Annotated in this window: 17 protein-coding genes and 1 riboswitch; of the genes, 7 read left to right on the top strand and 10 right to left on the bottom strand. The window is 43.5% G+C overall.

Features of this window, described 5'->3' with window-relative positions; translation table 11 throughout:
* Positions 1-287: 287 nt before the first annotated feature.
* The 3 genes from hemG to OCU38_RS00075 are packed head-to-tail and all read right to left on the bottom strand — an operon-like array spanning position 288 to position 2,917.
* Complete coding sequence (gene hemG / locus OCU38_RS00085; RefSeq protein WP_261823321.1) at positions 288-824, bottom strand: menaquinone-dependent protoporphyrinogen IX dehydrogenase; 537 nt, start codon at positions 822-824, stop codon at positions 288-290.
* A gap of 10 nt (positions 825-834) precedes the next feature.
* Positions 835-2,292 (bottom strand): TrkH family potassium uptake protein, encoded by a 1,458-nt coding sequence (locus OCU38_RS00080; protein ID WP_261823320.1) that lies wholly within the window; start codon positions 2,290-2,292, stop codon positions 835-837.
* A 7-nt stretch (positions 2,293-2,299) separates the two neighbouring features.
* The gene (locus OCU38_RS00075) at positions 2,300-2,917 is read right to left on the bottom strand and encodes a YigZ family protein (RefSeq protein ID WP_261823319.1); all 618 of its coding nucleotides are present in this window, start codon (positions 2,915-2,917) and stop codon (positions 2,300-2,302) included.
* Positions 2,918-3,112: 195 nt separating this feature from the next.
* On the opposite strand from OCU38_RS00075, the gene fadB reads away from it, so the two are divergent.
* The 3 genes from fadB to acuI all read left to right on the top strand — a co-directional run bounded on the left by fadB (position 3,113) and on the right by acuI (position 7,644).
* A complete protein-coding gene (gene fadB, locus OCU38_RS00070) occupies positions 3,113-5,284 on the top strand; it encodes a fatty acid oxidation complex subunit alpha FadB (protein WP_261823318.1) in 2,172 nt (723 codons plus the stop codon).
* Positions 5,285-5,303: 19 nt separating this feature from the next.
* A complete protein-coding gene (fadA, locus tag OCU38_RS00065; RefSeq protein WP_261823317.1) occupies positions 5,304-6,467 on the top strand; it encodes an acetyl-CoA C-acyltransferase FadA in 1,164 nt (387 codons plus the stop codon).
* 193 nt (positions 6,468-6,660) lie between these two features.
* Positions 6,661-7,644 (top strand): acrylyl-CoA reductase (NADPH), encoded by a 984-nt coding sequence (gene acuI, locus OCU38_RS00060; protein ID WP_261823316.1) that lies wholly within the window; start codon positions 6,661-6,663, stop codon positions 7,642-7,644.
* A 46-nt stretch (positions 7,645-7,690) separates the two neighbouring features.
* Here acuI and OCU38_RS00055 read toward each other — a convergent pair whose 3' ends face one another.
* Positions 7,691-8,632 carry a LysR family transcriptional regulator gene (locus OCU38_RS00055; RefSeq protein WP_261823315.1) on the bottom strand — a complete coding sequence of 314 codons (942 nt, stop codon included), beginning with the start codon at positions 8,630-8,632 and terminating at the stop codon, positions 7,691-7,693.
* Between the two features lie 225 nt (positions 8,633-8,857).
* Here OCU38_RS00055 and tusA point away from each other — a divergent pair, with 225 nt between their 5' ends.
* Positions 8,858-9,106: a sulfurtransferase TusA gene (gene tusA, locus OCU38_RS00050; RefSeq protein ID WP_261823314.1), complete on the top strand. Its 249-nt coding sequence runs from the start codon at positions 8,858-8,860 to the stop codon at positions 9,104-9,106.
* A 10-nt stretch (positions 9,107-9,116) separates the two neighbouring features.
* On the opposite strand, the gene OCU38_RS00045 is transcribed toward tusA, so the two are convergent.
* A complete protein-coding gene (locus OCU38_RS00045) occupies positions 9,117-9,671 on the bottom strand; it encodes a TMEM165/GDT1 family protein (RefSeq protein ID WP_261823313.1) in 555 nt (184 codons plus the stop codon).
* Positions 9,672-9,673: 2 nt separating this feature from the next.
* Positions 9,674-9,856, bottom strand: a riboswitch (yybP-ykoY riboswitch).
* A gap of 268 nt (positions 9,857-10,124) precedes the next feature.
* Between OCU38_RS00045 and glyQ the strand changes: the two genes are divergently transcribed.
* From glyQ to OCU38_RS00030, 3 genes are all read left to right on the top strand, one after another.
* Positions 10,125-11,054, top strand: coding sequence for a glycine--tRNA ligase subunit alpha (glyQ, locus tag OCU38_RS00040; protein WP_021714783.1), 930 nt, complete (start codon positions 10,125-10,127; stop codon positions 11,052-11,054).
* Between the two features lie 2 nt (positions 11,055-11,056).
* Entirely contained in the window at positions 11,057-13,123 is a 2,067-nt protein-coding gene (gene glyS, locus OCU38_RS00035) for a glycine--tRNA ligase subunit beta (protein WP_261823312.1), read from the top strand.
* A gap of 127 nt (positions 13,124-13,250) precedes the next feature.
* Positions 13,251-14,507, top strand: a complete 1,257-nt coding sequence (locus tag OCU38_RS00030) for a valine--pyruvate transaminase (protein WP_261823311.1) — start codon at positions 13,251-13,253, stop codon at positions 14,505-14,507.
* Between the two features lie 51 nt (positions 14,508-14,558).
* On the opposite strand, the gene OCU38_RS00025 is transcribed toward OCU38_RS00030, so the two are convergent.
* The 5 genes from OCU38_RS00025 to dnaA form a co-directional block, all read right to left on the bottom strand.
* Positions 14,559-15,011, bottom strand: coding sequence for an Hsp20 family protein (locus OCU38_RS00025; RefSeq protein ID WP_261823310.1), 453 nt, complete (start codon positions 15,009-15,011; stop codon positions 14,559-14,561).
* A 351-nt stretch (positions 15,012-15,362) separates the two neighbouring features.
* Entirely contained in the window at positions 15,363-17,780 is a 2,418-nt protein-coding gene (gyrB, locus tag OCU38_RS00020) for a DNA topoisomerase (ATP-hydrolyzing) subunit B (RefSeq protein ID WP_261823309.1), read from the bottom strand.
* A 265-nt stretch (positions 17,781-18,045) separates the two neighbouring features.
* Entirely contained in the window at positions 18,046-19,128 is a 1,083-nt protein-coding gene (gene recF, locus OCU38_RS00015; RefSeq protein ID WP_152822778.1) for a DNA replication/repair protein RecF, read from the bottom strand.
* Positions 19,129-19,132: 4 nt separating this feature from the next.
* Positions 19,133-20,233, bottom strand: a complete 1,101-nt coding sequence (gene dnaN, locus OCU38_RS00010) for a DNA polymerase III subunit beta (RefSeq protein WP_261823308.1) — start codon at positions 20,231-20,233, stop codon at positions 19,133-19,135.
* Between the two features lie 17 nt (positions 20,234-20,250).
* Entirely contained in the window at positions 20,251-21,651 is a 1,401-nt protein-coding gene (gene dnaA, locus OCU38_RS00005; protein WP_040891091.1) for a chromosomal replication initiator protein DnaA, read from the bottom strand.

Raw genomic sequence — 21,651 nt, 5'->3', positions numbered from 1 at the left:
TTTAAATTGTTAAAGAGCACACTATCGAGGCTTACCTCTCAAGTGGACGGCTATTCTAGCGTTTTGAACCGTAGTGTCAAACACTTTTTTGAATTTATTTTCTAAGAGAAGTTAAACTCAAATGGTTCAGCTAATTTGCCGACTGAATCACTGCGAAGCGTTGTCGCTGTTGCCGTGTCAGTGGGGCGCATTATAGAGACCTGCGTCACGTTGGCAAGCGTTTTTTAAGGTTTTTTTATAATTAAATTCTGTTCGGTTAATTTTGCGACAACAGCTTTTAAAAACGATTAATTTCCATCCATTTTTGCGACTTTTTGGCTAAATAAAGAGACCTTTTGCCAGTTGGTGTACTCGACCTCTTTAGTGGTATCCGTTTCTCCCCCAGTCATAGACATAATTAAACGAATCATAAATTTGTCTAAGAAGTTATATCTAGGATAAAGAAGCGCTCCGGCAAACACGCCAATCAGCTTTGGCTGCCAAGGTGATTTTTTAAGGAAGGTTTTGATATACGCACTTCCTTCTGGGGTGTCCTTGCCTTGCTCTTCTTTTCTTGCGGTTAAGTTGACACAAAAGAACGCTGCATTGCTCTGCTGCAATTGCACTAAGTGCTTTTCAATAAACTGGTAAAGCTTCTTATTTAAATGCCCATAACGAATAGATGCACCGATGACGACGCGATCAAAAGCTAACAGGTCGATAGTGTTCACTAAAGAGATATCAAATGATTCGCAGGTAAACCCTTCTAATTCACTTTCTATGTGGGCCAAAATCTTTTTTGTTTGACCGTCACTCGTGGAATACAGCAATGCCGCCTTTTTCAATGTTCTTTCCCTAATTTTTCCAAAACGCTGGAGTAAATAAAATTAATAAGGTGAATACTTCTAATCGACCAAACAACATAGAGATCACCAACACCCATTTTGCAGAATCGCTAATGTCACCGTAATGCAGAGATACCTCACCCAATCCAGGGCCGAGGTTATTTAAGGTTGAGGCGACAGCAGAAAATGCGGTGAGCTCATCCATACCTGTTGCTATTAATGCCAACATACATATGACGAAGACCAACGCATACGCCGAGAAGAAACCCCACACTGCATCAATAACCTTAGAAGGTAGAGCTTTGCTGCCCAATTTTATGGTGAACACCGCTCGCGGGTGAACCAATCGCTTTAACTCTCTAAAGCCCTGCAACGTAAGCAACAATATTCTGATGACTTTCATCCCACCACCGGTAGAGCCTGCACATCCCCCAATGAAAGATGAAAACAGTAATAACATAGGTAGAAATAGAGGCCACTGCGCAAAACCGGTGGTGGTAAAGCCTGCGGTTGTTGAAATAGAAACACTTTGGAACAGTGCTTGGTCAAACGCTTCGTAATAGGTGTCATAACTGTGATGGTTTAGTAACACCAAAAAGCAGATCAGGAATAGCATGACTTGAATAAAAATGAAGGCTCTAAATTCTGGGTCTTTTAAATAGTACTTAGGATGCACCCCACCAGAGGCAAATGCAGCAAAGTGCAAAGAGTAGTTACAAGCAGAGATTAATAAGAAGACGACGGTGATCATATTAATCGCGTAGCTATCAAAATACGCCATGCTGGCATCGTGAGTAGAGAAGCCACCGATAGCAATCGTAGAGAAGCTATGCCCTATTGCATCAAAGAAGGTCATTCCTGCTAGCCAGAAGGCAATCGCACAAGCAACCGTCAGACTAAGGTAGATGTACCAAAGTGCTTTAGCAGTCTCAGCTATCCTTGGGGTCATTTTACTGTCTTTTACTGGACCCGGGATTTCGGCTCTATATAGCTGCATACCACCAATGCCAAGCATAGGTAAAATAGCTACCGCTAATACAATGATCCCCATTCCGCCAAACCATTGTAGAAACTGTCTATAAAAGAGGATTGCTTTAGGTAAATCATCTAAGCCAACAAGAACCGTAGCCCCTGTTGTGGTCAAAGCAGAGAATGATTCAAAAAAGGCATCGGCGACACTAACAGAGGCACTATTTACCAGTAGAAAAGGCAATGAGCCTGCACTGCCGATAACCGTCCAGAATAATACAACAATCAAAAAGCCATCTCGGGCTTTTAAGTCTCGCTTTTGGCGACGGTTAGGAAACCAACAAGCAAAACCACAAATAAGTAAGATGATGAAGGTCACGACGAAGGGAACACCCGCACCATCTCTATAGATGAGAGCAACACCCGCAGGCGCTAACATAGAGACACTAAAGAGTGCGAGTAGCAGACCTACTATTCGAATAATGGAACGAAACTGCATACTAGGGTTAGCTCATCCTTGAAATTAAGGCTCTCGCCCCGGTTTTATTAGTCATAGTCAGAATAAAGTCGCTTTCATGCAGAACTTCAATCTCCACGGTCAGTTTAGCGCTAATATCATAAGTAGCATCTATTTCCACTGCACCATACTGCGCCATAATAGACTGAGTTAATGATATGAGAGAGTAGTCTACTTCTACGATTAACTGAGTAGTAATCTTCTTCTCGATGGTTTCGAGTAGCTTTAATGCCTGTTGCACTCCGCCACCATATGCCTTTACCAAGCCACCCGTACCTAAACGAATGCCTCCATAATAACGGGTTACAACGGCAGTGATCTCCCCTACGCCAGATCCGGTTAGTTGAGCAAGGATAGGTTTCCCTGCTGTGCCAGACGGCTCACCATCATCACTAAAGCCCCACTTCATTGAATCTTCAGGACGACCAGCAACAAACGCCCAGCAATTATGTCTCGCGTCATTATGTTTCGCCTTTATTTCATCTACAAATGCTTTGGCCGCTTCAATGGACGGAGTGTGAGCTAAGTAGGTAATAAACTGACTCTTCTTGATTTCTTCTTCAAAAACCATTGATTTAGCCGGTGTTAAATAAGGAGAGACGTTCATTAGATCTGCGCATTTTGAGGTAATTGAAACAGTTTATCACGAGAAGCACTTTCAATTAATAGTGGCACACACAACACATTGTTGACGAAATGTTAAATAAATGTATTGATATTTACGCATTTGATAGTCAAACTTAACTGGTCATACCACAATACTGTCTCGCCATTAGGCTGACTCGATTTATGGAGAACACGGATGATCTATCAAGCAGAGACCCTCACGGTCAAAGAACACCAAGATGGCATAGTAGAGATATGCTTTTGTGGGGATAACTCAGTTAATAAGCTCGATCTGAAAACCCTTTCCGCATTAGATGCAGGGATTAAAGCTACACAACAGGTTGAGAACCTAGCAGGTGTCATCGTCACAAGTGACAAAGATGCCTTTATTGTGGGAGCTGATATTACCGAGTTTCTTGGGTTGTTTGCTAAACCTAAACAAGAGCTTGATCAATGGCTACTATTTGCCAACTCCATCTTCAATAATCTTGAAGACCTTCCTGTTCCTACTATCTCTATTATCAAAGGTCATGCACTTGGCGGCGGTTGTGAGGCCATTCTAGCCACCGATTTTCGCTTGGCTGATAAAACCGCCAATATCGGTCTACCCGAAACAAAACTTGGCATCATGCCCGGCTTTGGTGGAACAGTGCGACTGCCCCGCTTAGTGGGCGCTGATAACGCAATGGAAATTATCACTGCCGGAAGCTCAAAGCGTGCCGATAAGCTACTCAAGATTGGTTTAATTGATGCCATAGTAGACACTGATGCATTGTTTAGCTCTGCGGTTGCACTGATCAAAGATGCCAATCAAGGCGTTATTGATTGGCAAGAGCGTCGCCATAATAAAACGGCACCGTTAAAGCTTGCCAAGCTAGAAGCCATAATGAGCTTTACTACCGCCAAAGGATTGGTCGCTCAAAAAGCAGGTCCACACTACCCTGCCCCTATGATGGCCGTTAAAACTATCGAACAGGCCGCAGGTTTTGCCCGAGATGAAGCTCTTGATATTGAGCGAGAAAACTTTATCACCCTAACCCAAACCGAAGTAGCAACGTCTTTAGTGGGATTATTCCTTAATGACCAATACATAAAAGGGCTAGCGAAAAAAGCCGCTAAAGCCTCCACCAAGCCCACGCTACGTGCCGGAGTGCTTGGCGCAGGTATTATGGGCGGAGGTATTGCTTATCAATCCGCGTTAAAAGATGTTCCAGTATTAATGAAGGATATTGCTCAACCTTCCCTTGATTTGGGGCTAGAGGAGGCGTCAAAATTGCTCAATGCACGATTGGAGCGCGGGCGCATCAAAGCACAAAAAGTGGCTAAGGTGCTTACCTCTATTACTCCAAGTTTGCACTACGCTGGTATTGAACAAGCCGATGTCATCATCGAAGCAGTAGTTGAAAACCCGAAGATTAAAGCTAGCGTGCTAGCTGAGGTGGAGCAATACACTAGCCCTGACGCCGTTATTACTTCCAACACCAGTACTATCCCTATCAACCTACTGGCGCAATCTTTACAAAGACCAGAAAACTTCTGTGGCATGCATTTCTTTAATCCTGTGCACCGTATGCCTTTAGTCGAAATTATTCGTGGAGAAAAAACCTCAGAAGATACCATCAATAGAGTTGTAGCTTACGCCGCGCAAATGGGTAAATCGCCGATAGTGGTCAATGATTGTCCCGGCTTCTTTGTAAACCGCGTTTTATTCCCCTACTTCAATGGATTTAGCCAGTTAGTTAATGATGGCGCTGATTTCCAACACATAGATAAAGTCATGGAGCGTCAATTTGGCTGGCCAATGGGACCGGCTTATCTGTTGGATGTGGTAGGGCTAGATACCGCGCATCATGCGCAAAAAGTAATGGCTGAGGGCTTCCCTAAACGTATGGCGAAGCAAGGCACCGACGCTATAGACCTGTTATTTGCAGAAAAACACTACGGACAAAAAAATGGCGCTGGCTTCTACGAATATCAGCCGGATAGAAAAGGAAAACCAAAGAAAACCTTTAACCCTGATGTTCTAAAGTGCTTACAAGCACTAAAAGCACCGCAGCAAACATTCAGTGATGAAGAATTAATTCAACGCATGATGATTCCAATGATCAATGAAGTGGTGCTCTGCCTTGAAGAAAACATTATCGCCTCACCACAAGAAGCGGATATGGCGCTAGTTTATGGCTTAGGCTTTCCGCCATTTAGGGGTGGTGTGTTCCGTTATCTAGATAGCTTAGGCATCAATAATTACCTTGCTCTGTGTGAAAAATATCAGTCACTCGGCGCTCTCTATAAAGCACCGCAATTGCTGTACAGCATGGCGAGCTCCGGCGATAGCTTTTACGCCAACCAACAATCCACCAGCTTGTAATCAATAAGAGGAATAAGAAATGAAAAATGTCGTAATTGTTGATTGCATCCGTACACCAATGGGACGCTCTAAAGGTGGTGCTTTTCGTCATACTCGCGCCGAAGATCTCTCGGCACACCTGATGAAAGGCTTGTTAAAAAGAAACCCAGCGGTAAATGCGAGCCAAATTGAAGATATTTACTGGGGCTGTGTACAACAAACCTTAGAGCAAGGATTTAATGTAGCTCGAAATGCCTCTTTATTGGCGGGCCTTCCCGTTGAAGTCGGCGCTGTAACAGTGAATAGATTGTGTGGCTCGTCAATGCAAGCTCTGCACGATGCGAGCCGCTCTATTATGGTGGGTGACGCTGATATTTGTATCGTGGGCGGTGTGGAACATATGGGACACGTACCCATGAATCACGGAGTCGACTTCCATGATGGGCTTGGAAAAAGTATCGCCAAAGCTTCCGGCATGATGGGACTAACCGCAGAAATGCTTGGCAAACTGCATGGCATTGCAAGAGAGCAACAAGATGAGTTTGCCGCTCGCTCCCACGCCAGAGCTCACAAAGCCACTTTAGACGGGGCGTTCAAATCAGAAATCTATGCCACCCAAGCTCATGCTGCCGATGGCTCTCTTATTTCACTGGACTACGATGAAGTGATTCGCCCTGAAACTACGGTTGCAGGTTTATCACAATTAAGACCGGTATTTGACCCAGCCAATGGTACCGTTACCGCCGGCTCTTCTTCTGCCCTCTCTGATGGCGCATCCGCTATGCTGATCATGAGCGAAGAAAAAGCACAACAACTTGGGTTAAGTGTACGAGCCAAAGTAAAATCCATGGCAATTGCCGGATGCGACCCTGCAACTATGGGGTATGGCCCAGTGCCCGCCACTAAAAAAGCGTTGCAACGCGCCGGACTCACTATCGAAGATATGGATGTGATTGAACTCAATGAAGCCTTTGCCGCTCAAGCACTGCCTGTGGCTAAAGATCTGGGGTTACTGGACGTTATTGATGACAAGGTAAACTTAAATGGTGGCGCGATTGCTCTAGGTCATCCTCTTGGTTGTTCTGGCACACGAATCTCCACCACTTTAATTAATTTGATGGAAAGCAAAGATGCCAAATATGGCCTAGCCACCATGTGCATTGGCTTAGGGCAAGGGATAGCAACTATTTTTGAAAGGCCATAACCCTACCTTTTATGAGCCACCTCTTACGCTTTATCTATAGCATCTAGAGGTGGCTTTCCAACTACAAAATCATATCTTTCCTGCAATTAATGCGTTTGATGCATAGTTAGAATGATGACAAATCATTTTTTTTATTCGAAATTGTTATCTAGACTTACTGGCAATCAAATACATAACCCCTTTGGAGTAACTGATGTTCAAAGCACTTGTTCTAAACCAAGAAGATAAAAAAACCTTTGCAGCAATTGAGCAAATTGATGAGTCACTATTACCAGAGGGTAATGTAGAGGTCGCTGTAGACTATACATCTCTAAACTATAAAGATGGCCTTGCTATTACAGGTAAAGGCAAAATCATTCGTAACTTCCCTATGGTTCCTGGTATCGACTTAGTCGGTACTGTAACTACATCTGAAGATGATCGTTATCAAGCAGGTGACAAAGTGGTTCTTACTGGCTGGGGTGTCGGTGAAAATCATTGGGGTGGTATGTCTGAGAAAGCACGTCTTAAAGGTGACTGGTTAGTTCCTTTAGTTGATGGTCTTTCTGGCCAACAAGCAATGAGTGTAGGTACAGCGGGCTTTACTGCAATGCTTTGTGTGCAAGCTATCGTTGATGGCGGCGTAAAACCTGAAGACGGCGAAGTGCTAGTAACAGGCGCAAGTGGTGGTGTAGGTAGCGTAGCTGTCACTCTACTAAGCCAACTGGGTTACTCAGTCGCGGCAGTAACAGGTCGTTCATCACAAAATGGCGAGCTTCTAAAAAGCTTAGGCGCATCACGCATCGTTGAGCGTGCTGAACTAGAAGAACCAGCAAAACCACTAGAGCGTCAACTTTGGGCTGCAGCAGTCGATACTGTTGGTAGTAAAGTATTGGCTAAAGTGCTGACTCAAACTAACTACAACGGTGTTGTAGCTGCATGTGGTCTAGCCGGCGGCTTCGATCTTCCTACTACCGTAATGCCGTTTATCCTACGTAACGTTCGCCTGCAAGGTGTTGACTCAGTTATGTGCCCAAGAGAAAAACGCATCCAAGCATGGCAACGTCTCGTTGAATTGCTACCTGCATCATTCTACGAACAAGCGACTAAGCTGATTAACCTAGAAGATGCGATTCAGGCAGCTAACGACATTACTAATGGTCAAATTACCGGTCGTGTCGTGATTAAAGTAAGTTAGTTTGCTGGGGGCAGCAATCTATGAGCCAGCGGAGTCATCTGCTGGCTTACTCTAGCCCCATATCCATTACCCGCTTTTCAATTAATCTTCCACACTCACTTTTTAATACCGCCCGTAGCCATTTTTGCGCAGGCGAAGTATCGCATCTTGAATGCCAAATCAGTGAATAATCAAACGCTATAAACTCAAACGGTAACGCTTTAACCACTAAATTATGTCTCTCTGCCACCAAATAAGCGATATCAGCTGGTACTGTAATTACCAGTGGCAAACGATCAACAATGGCAAGAGCCGCTTCCAAGTGATAAGCACGTAGCACTAAATTCATGTTGCCGTGCGCCAGCAAGCTCTCATCAATTAACGACTTCACGCCATCACTGATCGCAATCATTGCGTGTGGCAAAGTCAAAAAGTCCTGCAAAGATAACACTTCATCCGCCAAAGGATGATTTTTAGAAACAAGGCATGTAACCCCTACTTTACCTAACACTTCTCGACGTAAAGGCGCTATTTCCGAAACCGGACGGCAAATCGCCATATCCACTCTTTCGGCGGTCAACTGATGATAAATATTGTCATGCTGTAATGGCTGAAAATCTAATGAGATATTAGGCGCTAAATCGTAAATTTTGGATAAGGCAAACGGCAAGATGGTCTGCATAGCGTAATCAGTAGTAGCGACAACAAACCTTTGTGAGCACTGCGAGGGATCAAAATCCGTTGGTGTCAGCAATTCTCGAATGGCTTCTAGTGGGAACTGAATTTGCTCATTAATCTGTAAGGCTTTTTCTGTCGCAATGAGGTTTTGTCCATTGCGCGTAAATAGCGGATCATTGAGTAAATCTCGCAAACGACCTAATACACGACTCATTGCCGATTGGCTCAAATTAAGTCTAATTGCCGCCCGACTCACGCTGCCTTCTTCGACTAACACTCGCAAGGCAATTAGTAAGTTAAGATCGCGACGATAAATTTCTTCTAGTTCCATTTAACCTCAATACAGATAAAGCGTCATTGCGCATAGTATCAGTTTAGCGAAATCGTGTTTAGCCATAATAGAAATAGAAAGAACCGCTAAATAAGGCAAAATGCTATCGCGCTGTAAAGTACAAGTTAAAGTCGTGGTTTACTCTCTCAGCGACAGCCCAAGTAAATATTGAATATTTTTTATACTTAAGTATGATCGCTGTCTCATTTTTTGGGAGAGAAAACCATGTCTTTTAATCCAGAAGTTGCCAGCCAAGTTTTAGAGGCTGAAGGATTGCGCTGCCCAGAGCCTGTAATGATGGTAAGAAAAACCATCCGCACCATGCAAGAAGGTGAAGTTTTACTCGTAAAAGCCGATGACCCTTCAACAGTGCGTGATATTCCAAGCTTTTGCCGTTTTATGGATCATCAACTCATCGCAGAGAAAACAGATACCACCCCATTTCAATATTTGATTAAAAAAGGGCTGGCTTAAGCCTATCCAATCAATAGATCGCTGCGCTTACCGCCATCAGCATAAAAAGCGCAGCCGTGACTCTACGGATAAGCACCAAAGGCAATCGCTCAGCAGACAACTTGCCAATCATGACCACAGGCACATTCGCTAATAACATCCCTACGGTTGTTCCTAATATCACCATCCATAATGCATCGGGAAACTTTGCGCCTAGTATTGAGGTAGCAATTTGGGTTTTATCGCCTATTTCGGCGACAAAGAAAGCAATAAAGCTCGCCACAAAAGGGCCTTTATTAGAAATAGACTCATTGCTATCTAACTTATCTGGAATCAAAATCCACAATGCCATCAGCGTAAAGCTGACTACCAAAACCCATTTCAGAACGTCAGGATTTAATAAGTCGGAAACCAATACTCCCAACCAAGCTGCCACAGCATGATTAGCAACGGTCGCTAAAAATATAGCGGCTATGATAGGCAAAGGCTTACGGTATCGACTGGCTAATAGGAGGGCGAGAAGTTGGGTTTTATCCCCAATTTCAGCTAAAGAAACCGTCGTGATAGAAATGGCTAGAACGCTCAAAAGACTCTCTTTAGGTGGGAGATAACAAACGATAGATAAGGGTCACTCTCCCACCAAGGATAGCGATTCTTATCTAAGGTCTTGCTAAACAAAGAGTCTCGAACGCCATGATGATTTTGCATCAATTATGTTGACGGACGAACCGGACTTGCAGTCTCGGTAAGCTACTCCCCAAAGATGGTGTGGATTTTATACATCAATCAATTGCTATGCAACTAAGATGCTGACTTATTTTAGCTCTGCACTCTCTCTGTTTTACCATTAATCGTTGCCACAAAATGAGCGGTATAGATTTCACTATATTCTGCAAACCATGAAAGCTAGAGGGTCTATTTTGCATTTGTCTTGTTCTCGATACGTGAATTGACGGTTTTTTCACTACTCCCCATCTTAATATCTGGGTATAATTCAAAGTTATTTCATATTCAGACAAAAGAATCGCGCGAAACGACTATGCATAAATACGATATCAAAACCTTCCAGGGAATGATCCTCGCGCTGCAGGATTATTGGGCTCAAAACGGATGTACTATTGTTCAACCGCTAGATATGGAAGTAGGTGCCGGCACCTCTCACCCAATGACGTGTCTGCGTGCACTTGGCCCAGAGCCAATGTCAACGGCATACGTTCAACCTTCACGTCGTCCAACTGACGGACGTTACGGTGAGAACCCAAACCGCCTGCAGCATTACTATCAATTCCAAGTAGCTCTTAAACCTTCTCCGGATAACATCCAAGAGTTGTACCTTGGCTCTCTTGAAGTGCTTGGTATCGATCCACTGGTTCACGATATTCGTTTCGTAGAAGACAACTGGGAAAACCCAACTTTGGGTGCTTGGGGTCTTGGTTGGGAAGTTTGGCTAAACGGCATGGAAGTAACCCAGTTTACTTACTTCCAGCAAGTTGGCGGCCTAGAGTGTAAGCCTGTTACTGGCGAAATCACTTACGGTATCGAACGTCTAGCAATGTACATTCAAGAAGTAGACTCTGTTTACGACCTAACTTGGAACGTTGCACCCGATGGCTCTAAAGTCACTTACGGTGATATTTTCCACCAAAACGAAGTTGAGCAATCCACTTACAACTTTGAACACGCTGATGTGGACTTCCTATTTGGTTTCTTCGAGCAGTGTGAAAAAGAGTGTAAAGAGCTATTGGCACTAGACAAGCCATTACCACTTCCTGCTTATGAACGTATTCTTAAAGCTGGTCACGCATTCAACCTACTTGATGCACGTAAAGCTATCTCAGTAACAGAGCGTCAACGTTATATCCTTCGTATTCGCGATCTGACTAAAGCAGTTGCAGAGGCGTACTACGCGTCACGTGAAGCTCTTGGCTTCCCTATGTGTCGACCTGTAGCTAAGAACGAGGACAAATAATCATGGCGAAGAATTTTCTAATTGAACTGGGTACCGAAGAGCTACCACCAACAGCACTTCGTTCTCTAGCAGAAGCGTTTGCTTCTAACTTTGAAGCAGGTCTTAAAGCGGCTGAGCTTTCTCACGAAGGCGTAAAATGGTACGCAGCACCTCGTCGTTTAGCACTTAAAGTGACTAGCCTGGCTGAAGGCCAAGCAGACAAAGTGGTTGAGAAACGTGGCCCTGCAATTTCGGTGGCATTTGATGCTGACGGCAACCCAACTAAAGCTGCTCAAGGCTGGGCTCGCGGCAACGGTATTTCTGTTGAGCAAGCTGAGCGTCTTAAAACAGACAAAGGCGAATGGCTTCTTTTCAAACAAGAAGTAAAAGGCAAGCCAGTTCAAGAATTGGTTCTAGATATCGCGGCTAAAGCGCTAACTGGACTGCCTATCCCTAAAGTAATGCGTTGGGGCGACTCAGACATTCACTTTATCCGCCCAGTAAAAACACTGACGGTACTGCTTGGTGATGAGCTTATCGAAGGTAAGATCCTTGGCGTTGCATCCGGTCGTACTATTCGTGGTCACCGCTTCATGGGTGAGCAAGAGTTTACTATCGATTCAGCCGATCAATACCCTGCTATTTTAGAAGAGCGCGGTAAAGTAATGGCAGATTACGAAGCACGTAAAGCAATTATCCTAGCTGATTCTAAAAAAGCCGCGGCAGCGGTTGGCGGTGTTGCTGACCTAGAAGACGATCTAGTTGAAGAAGTCACCTCTTTGGTAGAATGGCCAGTGGTACTGACAGCGAAGTTTGAAGAAGAGTTCTTAAAAGTGCCTTCTGAAGCTTTGGTTTACACCATGAAAGGTGACCAAAAGTACTTCCCTGTTTATGACGAAAACAAAAAGCTACTGCCTAACTTTATCTTTGTTTCTAACATCGAATCTAAAGACCCTCGTCAAGTTATTGAAGGTAACGAAAAAGTGGTTCGTCCTCGTCTAGCGGATGCGGAGTTCTTCTTTAATACCGACCGTAAACGTCCTTTGATCGATCGTCTTCCTGAACTAGAACAAGCTGTTTTCCAAAAACAACTGGGTACTATCAAAGATAAAACCGATCGCATCACAGCTCTAGCCGGTTACATTGCTAAGCAAATCGACGCTGACGTAGAAAAAACCACGCGTGCTGGTCTACTGGCTAAATGTGACCTAATGACTTCTATGGTATTCGAATTTACCGATACTCAAGGTGTTATGGGCATGCACTACGCAACTCATGACGGCGAAGATAAAGAAGTGGCTCTAGCACTTTACGAGCAATACATGCCTCGTTTTGCTGGGGATGATTTGCCAAGCACTGGTATTTCTTCTGCTGTAGCTATGGCTGACAAGCTAGATACTATTGTTGGTATCTTCGGCATTGGTCAAGCACCAAAAGGTTCTGACCCATTTGCACTACGTCGTGCATCACTAGGTGTGCTACGTATCATCGTAGAAAATGGCTACAAGCTAGACCTTGTTGACCTGATCCACGAAGCAAAAGCACAGCTAGGCGATAAACTGACTAACCAAAACGTAGAAGCCGACGTACTTGATTTCATGCTAGGTCGTTTCCGTTCTTGGTATCAAGATGCTGGCTTCAGCATTGATATTATCCAAGCGGTATTGGCTCGTCGCCCAACTAAACCTGCTGATTTTGACCAACGTGTTAAAGCGGTATCTCACTTCCGTGGTCTAGAAGCGGCAACTGCATTGGCTGCCGCGAACAAACGTGTAGGTAATATCCTTGCTAAGTTTGATGGCGAATTAGCTGAAGAAATCGATCTTGCTCTTCTTCAAGAAGATGCAGAGAAAGCACTGGCTGAAAACGTTGAAGTCATGGCTGAAGCACTTGAACCTGCTTTCGCCACAGGTGACTACCAGCAAGCACTAAGCAAACTGGCTGATTTACGTGAGCCTGTTGATGCATTCTTTGACAACGTTATGGTTATGGCCGATGACGAAGCTCTGAAAAAGAACCGCTTAACGCTACTGAACAAGCTGCGCAATTTATTCCTACAAATTGCCGATATTTCTCTTCTGCAGAAATAATCTTATCAAGCCCAGCTCCGGCTGGGCTTTTTATTATAAATACTCATTAAACTATTGAGTATTCCCCGTCTACTAGGCTAATGTTGATCTCTTTCCTATACTGATTTAGAAAGAATTAGGGCCTTATATGTCTTCAGAAAATACTTATTCAGCATTCGGAGAAAAATTTAACCGAAACTCAGGGATTACTCAGCTAATGGGTGATTTAAATGATGGTTTACGCACGCCTGGAGCTCTAATGCTAGGTGGCGGAAACCCTGCAGCAATACCTGAAATGTTGGATTATTTCTCTGATATTACCCGCCAAATGCTTACCAGTGGTGAACTAGTCGCCGCCATGGCCAACTATGATGGACCACAAGGTAAAGATACATTTGTCAGCGGACTGGCCGCCTTACTAAAAGAAACCTACGATTGGGATATTAGTGAAAAAAATATCTCTTTAACCAACGGTAGCCAAAGCGCCTTTTTCTATCTATTTAATCTGTTGGCAGGAAAGCAACCTGACGGCTCGCATAAGAAAATTCTATTACCACTCGCGCCTGAATACATAGGGTATTGCGATTCAGGTATTCAGGACGATATCTTTGTGTCTTATAAACCTGAAATTGAGCTGCTAGAAAATCAGCAATTTAAATACCACGTAGATTTCTCACAAATAAAAATCGATGACTCTGTGGCCGCTATTTGTGCTTCTAGACCGACCAACCCAACCGGAAATTTACTCACTGATGAAGAAGTGTATAAGCTAGATAAACTGGCAAAACAGCATAATATTCCGTTAATTTTAGACAACGCCTACGGCACACCTTTTCCTAATATCGTCTTTGAACATGCTACCCCTTTTTGGAACGACAACACTATTCTTTGCATGAGCTTATCAAAACTAGGATTACCCGGCGTAAGATGTGGCATCGTCATAGCCAATGAGGAAATAACCCAAGCCCTCACCAATATCAACGGCATTATTGGTTTAGCACCGGGAAGTATTGGACCAACGGTTGCTCAGCACATGATTGAATCAAATGATCTATTAAGATTGAGCGATGAGGTAATCAAGCCTTTCTATCAGCACAAATCAGCGCAAGCTATTTCTCTACTGCAATCTGAAATCACCGATCCTAGATTCCGCATTCATAAACCCGAAGGCGCTATATTCCTATGGCTTTGGTTTGATGAATTGCCGATTACGACCATGGAATTGTATAAACGTCTAAAAGCTCGTGGGGTACTGATTGTTCCCGGAGAATATTTCTTTTTTGGACAAGAAGAAGAGTGGCCACATTCAAAACAGTGTTTAAGAATGAACTATGTGCAAAACGATCAAGATATGCAAAGTGGCATTAAAATTATTGCTGAAGAAGTAAAGAAAGCCTATCTCTAAACTAAAAAAGAGCGCCATTGGCGCTCTTTCACTGCTTTGTTCAATTACTCATTATTTGGCAGAGTCGGTGTTGCCCTCAATGAGTTTGCTACCATTAATCGCAATTTTACGAGGTTGCATTGCTTCAGGGATTTCTCGTTGTAAATCAATGTGCAATAAACCATTTTCCATAGTAGCACCTACTACTTTCACGTAATCAGCCAATTGGAATTTACGTTCAAAATCACGCTCAGCAATACCTTGGTAAATGTAGGTTTTGCCTTCTTCAGCTTGGCGTTCACCACGCACAATCAGTACGTTTTCTTTTTGCGTAATATCTAGCTGATCATCAGCAAATCCAGCAACAGCCATAGTAATACGGTAGTTGTTTTCATCTTGCTGTTCGATGTTGTATGGAGGGTATCCCGCTGAAGCATTTTTGGCAGAAGAAGACTCCATCATGTTTAATAGACGATCGAAGCCAATAGCGTTGCGGTACAAAGGAGTGAAATCTACAGTTCTCATAATACTATCCTATTCATTAGCAATAGCCTTAACCCAGAGTGGCGGATTAAGGGTGTTGTTTCCATTCCATCAAGGACATGGTTTCAACAAAGTTAAGTTGTGTGCTTTCTACTGTCCTTCCTCTAAAAGAGCGAAGCGAGTAAAGCGGTTCAGAAGACCCATCAGGCATCCTCTTCACATCTAGATATAAGGATGGACAACCTCTGTTTCAAGGTTTTTTCTAAAAAAATTTTAAAATCTTTTTTTCTCATCCAAAAAAAAGCACCACCTAAAAATAGGCAGTGCTTATTGATTCACTGGCTTAACTCACACTCTGTCTGGCTTTTTACCTAACAGAGTGACGCATATAAATTATACGTCTAGGTTAGCTACTTTCAGTGCATTGTCTTCGATGAAGCGACGACGAGGTTCTACATGATCACCCATCAAAGTGGTGAACAATAGATCAGAGCTTACAGCATCATCAATGGTAACTTGCATCATACGACGAGTATCTGGGTCCATTGTGGTTTCCCAAAGTTGATCAGGGTTCATTTCACCTAGACCTTTGTAACGTTGTAGTGATAGACCACGACGAGACTCTTTCGTTAGCCATTCAAGCACTTCTAGGAAAGTCGAAACTTGCGCAGTACGCTCGCCACGTTTCACAAAAGCACCTTCTTCTAATAGCCCATCTAGAGCATCAGAAAGCGTCGCTAACTTGTCGTACTCTTTAGTTGCAAGTAGCTCTAAGCTAATTAGATATTCGTAGTGAACACCGTGAGTACGCACAACAACTTTCGGAAGACAAACGTTCAGCTCTTGGTGTTTTTCAACTTCCAAGCTGTACTGGCTTGCGCCCACTTCTTTAGTATTTAGTTGAGCAATCAAACGCTCACCCCAAGCCGTTACAGCTGCTTCATCTTGACACTGCTCAGCCGTTAGGCGAGGAACGTAAATGAACTCTTCAACCAAGGCTTTTGGTAATTGACGAGCCATACGCTCTACCAATTTAGTCGCTTGGTTAAACTGAGTAACCAATGCTTCTAGAGGTGCACCAGAAAGCGCAGGCGCTTCAGGGTTTACAAATAATGCTGCATTATCTAACGCCAAAGCAGTTTGATACTGAGTCATTGCGTCTTCATCTTTAATGTATTGCTCTTGTTTACCTTTCTTCACTTTGTAAAGTGGTGGCTGAGCAATGTAGATGTAGCCACGCTCAATAAGCTCTGGCATTTGACGGTAGAAGAAGGTCAGTAGTAGCGTACGGATGTGAGAACCATCCACATCGGCATCGGTCATGATGATGATGTTGTGGTAACGCAGTTTTTCTGGGTTGTATTCGTCACGACCAATACCACAGCCAAGTGCCGTAATTAAGGTTGCCACTTCTTGAGAAGACAGCATTTTATCAAAACGTGCTTTCTCAACGTTTAGGATTTTACCTTTAAGAGGAAGAATCGCTTGGTTCTTACGGTTACGGCCTTGCTTCGCACTACCGCCCGCTGAGTCCCCTTCCACTATGTATAGTTCAGAGTGGGCTGGATCTTTTTCTTGGCAATCTGCAAGTTTACCCGGCAGACCGGCTAAATCTAATGCGCCTTTACGACGAGTCATTTCACGTGCTTTACGAGCCGCTTCACGAGCGCGCGCTGCATCAATGATTTTGCCACACACGATTTTTGCTTCGCCTGGGTTTTCTACAAGGAACTCAGACAGTTTCTCACCCATTGCAGACTCAACCGCTGATTTCACTTCAGATGAAACTAGCTTGTCTTTAGTTTGGCTTGAGAATTTAGGATCTGGAACTTTAACGGAAACAACCGCAGTCAAACCTTCGCGAGCATCATCACCAGAAGTTGCTGCTTTCGCTTTCTTAGAAAAACCTTCTTTATCCATAAAGGTATTCAAAGTACGCGTTAGTGCAGAACGGAAACCCGCTAAGTGAGTACCGCCATCGCGTTGTGGAATGTTGTTAGTAAAGCAGTAGATGTTTTCTTGGAAACCATCGTTCCACTGCATGGCTACTTCAACAGTAATGCCATCTTCACGCTCAATATCAAAATAGAAAATCTTCTGGATGATTGGTGTTTTATTGGTGTTTAGATGTTCAACGAACGCTTTGATACCACCTTCAAACATGAAGTGATCAGATTTATCTTCTACGCGCTCATCAACTAAGTTGATTGATACACCTGAGTTCAAGAACGACAGTTCACGCAGTCGTTTCGCTAAGATGTCATAGTAGAACTCAATATTTGAGAAAGTTTCTTCACTTGGCCAGAAACGAATTTCAGTACCCGTTTTATCTGTATCACCAACCGCTTTTAGTGGCGCTTGAGGCTCACCATGCTTATAGGTTTGAGTGTGAATTTTACCGCCACGATGAATGGTCAAGGTAACTTTCTTAGACAGTGCGTTTACAACTGAAACACCTACACCGTGAAGACCACCCGACACTTTATAAGAGTTGTCGTCAAATTTACCGCCAGCGTGCAGAACGGTCATGATAACCTCTGCTGCGGAAACTTGCTCTTCTTCGTGCAATTCAGTCGGAATACCGCGACCGTCATCTCGAACAGAAACTGAATCGTCGTCATGGATAGTTACTATGATATCGTTACAGTGACCTGCCAACGCTTCATCTATAGAGTTATCCACTACCTCGAATACCATGTGGTGAAGACCTGTTCCGTCGTCTGTATCACCTATGTACATACCTGGACGCTTACGAACCGCATCTAGACCTTTTAGTACTTTAATACTCGATGAATCGTAATTTTCTGCCATGAGTTACTCTCTATTTGGGCCTATTAATCATCCATATTGCTCTCAACCAAATGGTGAGCTAGCAAGTCGTGATAATAGCCATCTATATTGAATATGTTCTACTACGCTAAGGGGTTAAAAACACCCTAGCACTTGAGGTAGCGCTTTAGGACTTAAATTTATAATTTGAGGGGTTTATCGCCCTCATTTGTTCAAATCTCTATTTTTGGTCAAATTAGTATAATTTGCTCTGCTACATTGGGGGACAATACATACTGTCAGTCCCTTATTTTACTAACTCTATTTTGCCACGTTCCACATGAAACATCTTGCTATTTTCGCTGTTCATTTCAGCAATTTGGCTTTCTGTAATAGAGCTTACAAATACTTGTGCTCCAGTTTCCTTCAAACAGTCTGCTAAGCGTGCTCTGCGTTGACTATCAAGCTCTGATGCAAAGTCATCTATTAGATATATACACTGCTTTTCTGTGAGTTTTGTTAGGTGTTGACCTTGTGCAACTCTAAGCGCACATACTAATAATTTAAGTTGTCCACGAGATAAGATATCTTCTACTGGAGTACCGTTTACTCTGATTTTTAGGTCAGCTTTATTTGGGCCACTAAAAGTATAGCCAAGGTGCTGATCTCTCTCGAAATTTTTCTCTAATAATTGAGCATAATCAGCCCCTCTCTCCCAGCCTTGGTAGAAGGAGATCGAAACGTCAAATTCGGACAGAAAATCTCGGCACAAAGGCTCTGCCACTTCTTTAAGTTGTGCGACGTATTCAGCGCGCCAATTGGAAATCATTTCGGCAAGCTTAGCCAGTTCTTGATCCCAATAACTTAACTCTCGATAACTGGTCGCTGTTTTTAACAGAGCATTTCGCTGTTTATTCAGCCGTTTTACTCGCCCCCATGCCTCATAAAATTGAGGTTCACAGTGAAAAACACCCCAATCAATAAAGGCGCGGCGATGCTTAGGGCCATCTGTCAGCAGATCAAAGCCTTCTGGATGAATAAGCTGTAAAGGCAATACTTTAGCCAGTTCAGCTAATTTCTGACCAGACTCACCGGATATTTTAACCTCTGTTGTACCATCACGACGCTTATTAATACCAAGAGGAAGCTCAAATTGTTGAGAGTTTTGCAATCTTCCGTGTACGAATAGCTCATCACATTGATGCTGAATAATTCGCCCAGTGATGGAGCTTTTAAAAGAGCGTCCATGACCCAGAAGATATACAGCTTCAAGAAGACTGGTTTTTCCGCTTCCGTTAGCGCCAATCAGAAAATTGAAGCCTGACGACGGACTAATGTCGCAGGCTTCTATATTTCTAAACTGTTTTATTATGAGACGACTAAGAGGCATACCGTTATAGACGGATCGGCATTACCACGTATTGAGCGCTTGAATCTTCAGCATTCTCAATCAAGGCACTGGCATTTGCGTCTGACATAGAAATAGACACTTTTTCACAACGTACCGCATTTAGTACATCTAGCACGTAGCTTACGTTAAAGCCGATTTCTAAGTCATCACCTTGATAGTCAACATCAACCACCTCTTGTGCTTCTTCTTGCTCAGGGTTGTTGGCGGTAATTTGCATCGTCCCGCTAGAAAGGTTAACCCTTACCCCACGGAATTTTTCATTCGATAAAATAGCCGCTCGCGAGAATGCTTGACGTAAGTCATCACACTCAGCAATCACCGTTTTAGTGGTGTTTTGCGGCATTACGCGGCGATAATCGGGGAAACGACCATCAACGAGCTTCGAAGTGAAGACAAAATTCGCCACGCTCACTCGAATGTTTGAAGAACCAATCAACAAGCTTACCGCTTCTTCAGGTTGGTCTAAAATTTTCATCAGCTCAAGTACACCCTTACGTGGGATAATCACTTGTTGCTGAGAATAGCTGTCCGCTAATGTGGTCTCTGATACCGCCATACGGTGACCATCAGTGGCGACAGAGCGCAATGTATTACCATCAATATCAAACAACATACCATTTAGGTAATAACGCACATCCTGATTGGCCATAGAGAACTGAGTCTTCTCTATCAAAGAGCGCAGGTGGCCTTGCGTCAGAGTTAATTCGATATCTGATTGCCAATCTTCGATATTAGGGAAGTCGATAGCGGGCAAAGTTGCTAAAGAAAAACGACTACGACCAGAACGAACAATGACTCGCTCTGCATCTAATGACAACGAAATGTCGGCATTGTCAGGAAGACCACGACAAATATCAAAGAACTTACGCGAAGGAACGGTCACGCTCCCCGGTTCAAAATCGTTTTCCAGCTGTACTTGGCTGATCAGCTCAACTTCAAGGTCAGTTGCGGTCATCGATAAGATGCCATTATCCACTTTAAGTAGCACGTTACCTAAAATAGGCAGTGCAGGACGACCCGCTAACGCACCAGAAACTTGTTGTAGTGGCTTAATAAGATGCTGACGATTAATAGTGAATTTCATTTTCTATTAATAACCTATTACGATGAAAGTGTACGGATTAGATTCGAGTAGTCTTCTTTAATATCGTGACTCTCTTCTCGAAGCTGCTCTATCTTACGGCATGCATGTAACACCGTAGTATGATCACGCCCACCAAATGCATCACCGATTTCTGGCAAGCTATGGTTGGTCAGTTCTTTAGCCAGAGCCATCGCCAATTGACGTGGACGAGCAACAGAACGTGAGCGACGCTTAGACAATAGATCAGCGACTTTAATTTTGTAATATTCAGCGACAGTCTTTTGAATATTATCAATAGTAACCAGCTTCTCTTGCAGAGCTAACAAGTCACGTAGCGCTTCTCGAACAAAATCGATAGTAATTGGGCGACCAGTGAAATTGGCATTTGCAATAACACGGTTCAACGCACCCTCTAACTCACGAACATTAGAACGCAGACGCTTAGCAATAAAGAACGCCACTTCATCAGCAAGATGAATTTGATGATCTTCTGCTTTCTTCATTAAGATAGCGACGCGCGTTTCTAGTTCAGGTGGTTCGATAGCAACTGTCAGTCCCCAGCCAAAACGAGATTTTAAGCGATCTTCAACGCCGTTAATCTCTTTTGGATAACGATCTGAAGTAAGAATAATTTGCTGATTACCTTCTAATAATGCATTAAAGGTATGGAAAAACTCTTCTTGAGAACGCTCTTTATTAGCAAAGAACTGAATATCATCGATTAATAGCGCATCTACACTGCGGTAGTAACGTTTAAATTCTTCAATGGCATTGTTTTGTAATGCCTTAACCATATCCTGAACAAAACGCTCAGAGTGCATATACACCACTTTCGCGTTTGGCTTGTTATCAACAATGGCGTTACCTACTGCGTGCAATAAGTGCGTTTTACCTAAACCTGTTCCACCATATAAAAACAGTGGGTTGTATGCGGCTCCAGGATTATCCGACACTTGTCGAGCTGCCGCTAAACCAAGTTGGTTAGATTTACCTTCAACAAAGTTATTAAAGCGATGCTTAACATTGACGTTAGAACGGTAAGTGATATCAGAAACATCACTATCGTTATCCCAAGTCTTATGCACAGGTCTGCGTCTAGCAAGTTGCGCCGGTGCTGAAAACTCAGCAGCAACATCCGCTGCGGTTTTTTTCACAGGAGTTGGCGCAGAAACAGGTTTACTTCCCACCTCAAATCTAAGGCTAGGAATATCGTTATCACAGAATTCTTGCAGGTGACGATTGATGCTATTGATGTACTTATCGCGTACCCAATCCAACACAAATCGGTTTGGGGCGAATAAAGTAAGCGTATTACCGCTTAACTCAGCTTGCAGTGGTCGTACCCACATGCTGAATTCGGTTGCAGGAAGCTCTTCTTGAAGTTGCTGCAAACATTGAGTCCAAAGCGAAGATGACAC

The organism is Vibrio neonatus, from assembly GCF_024346975.1.
GTDB lineage: Bacteria > Pseudomonadota > Gammaproteobacteria > Enterobacterales > Vibrionaceae > Vibrio > Vibrio neonatus.
The sequence above is the reverse complement of the archived record's forward strand: the minus strand, read 5'-3'. Positions and strand labels throughout refer to the sequence as shown.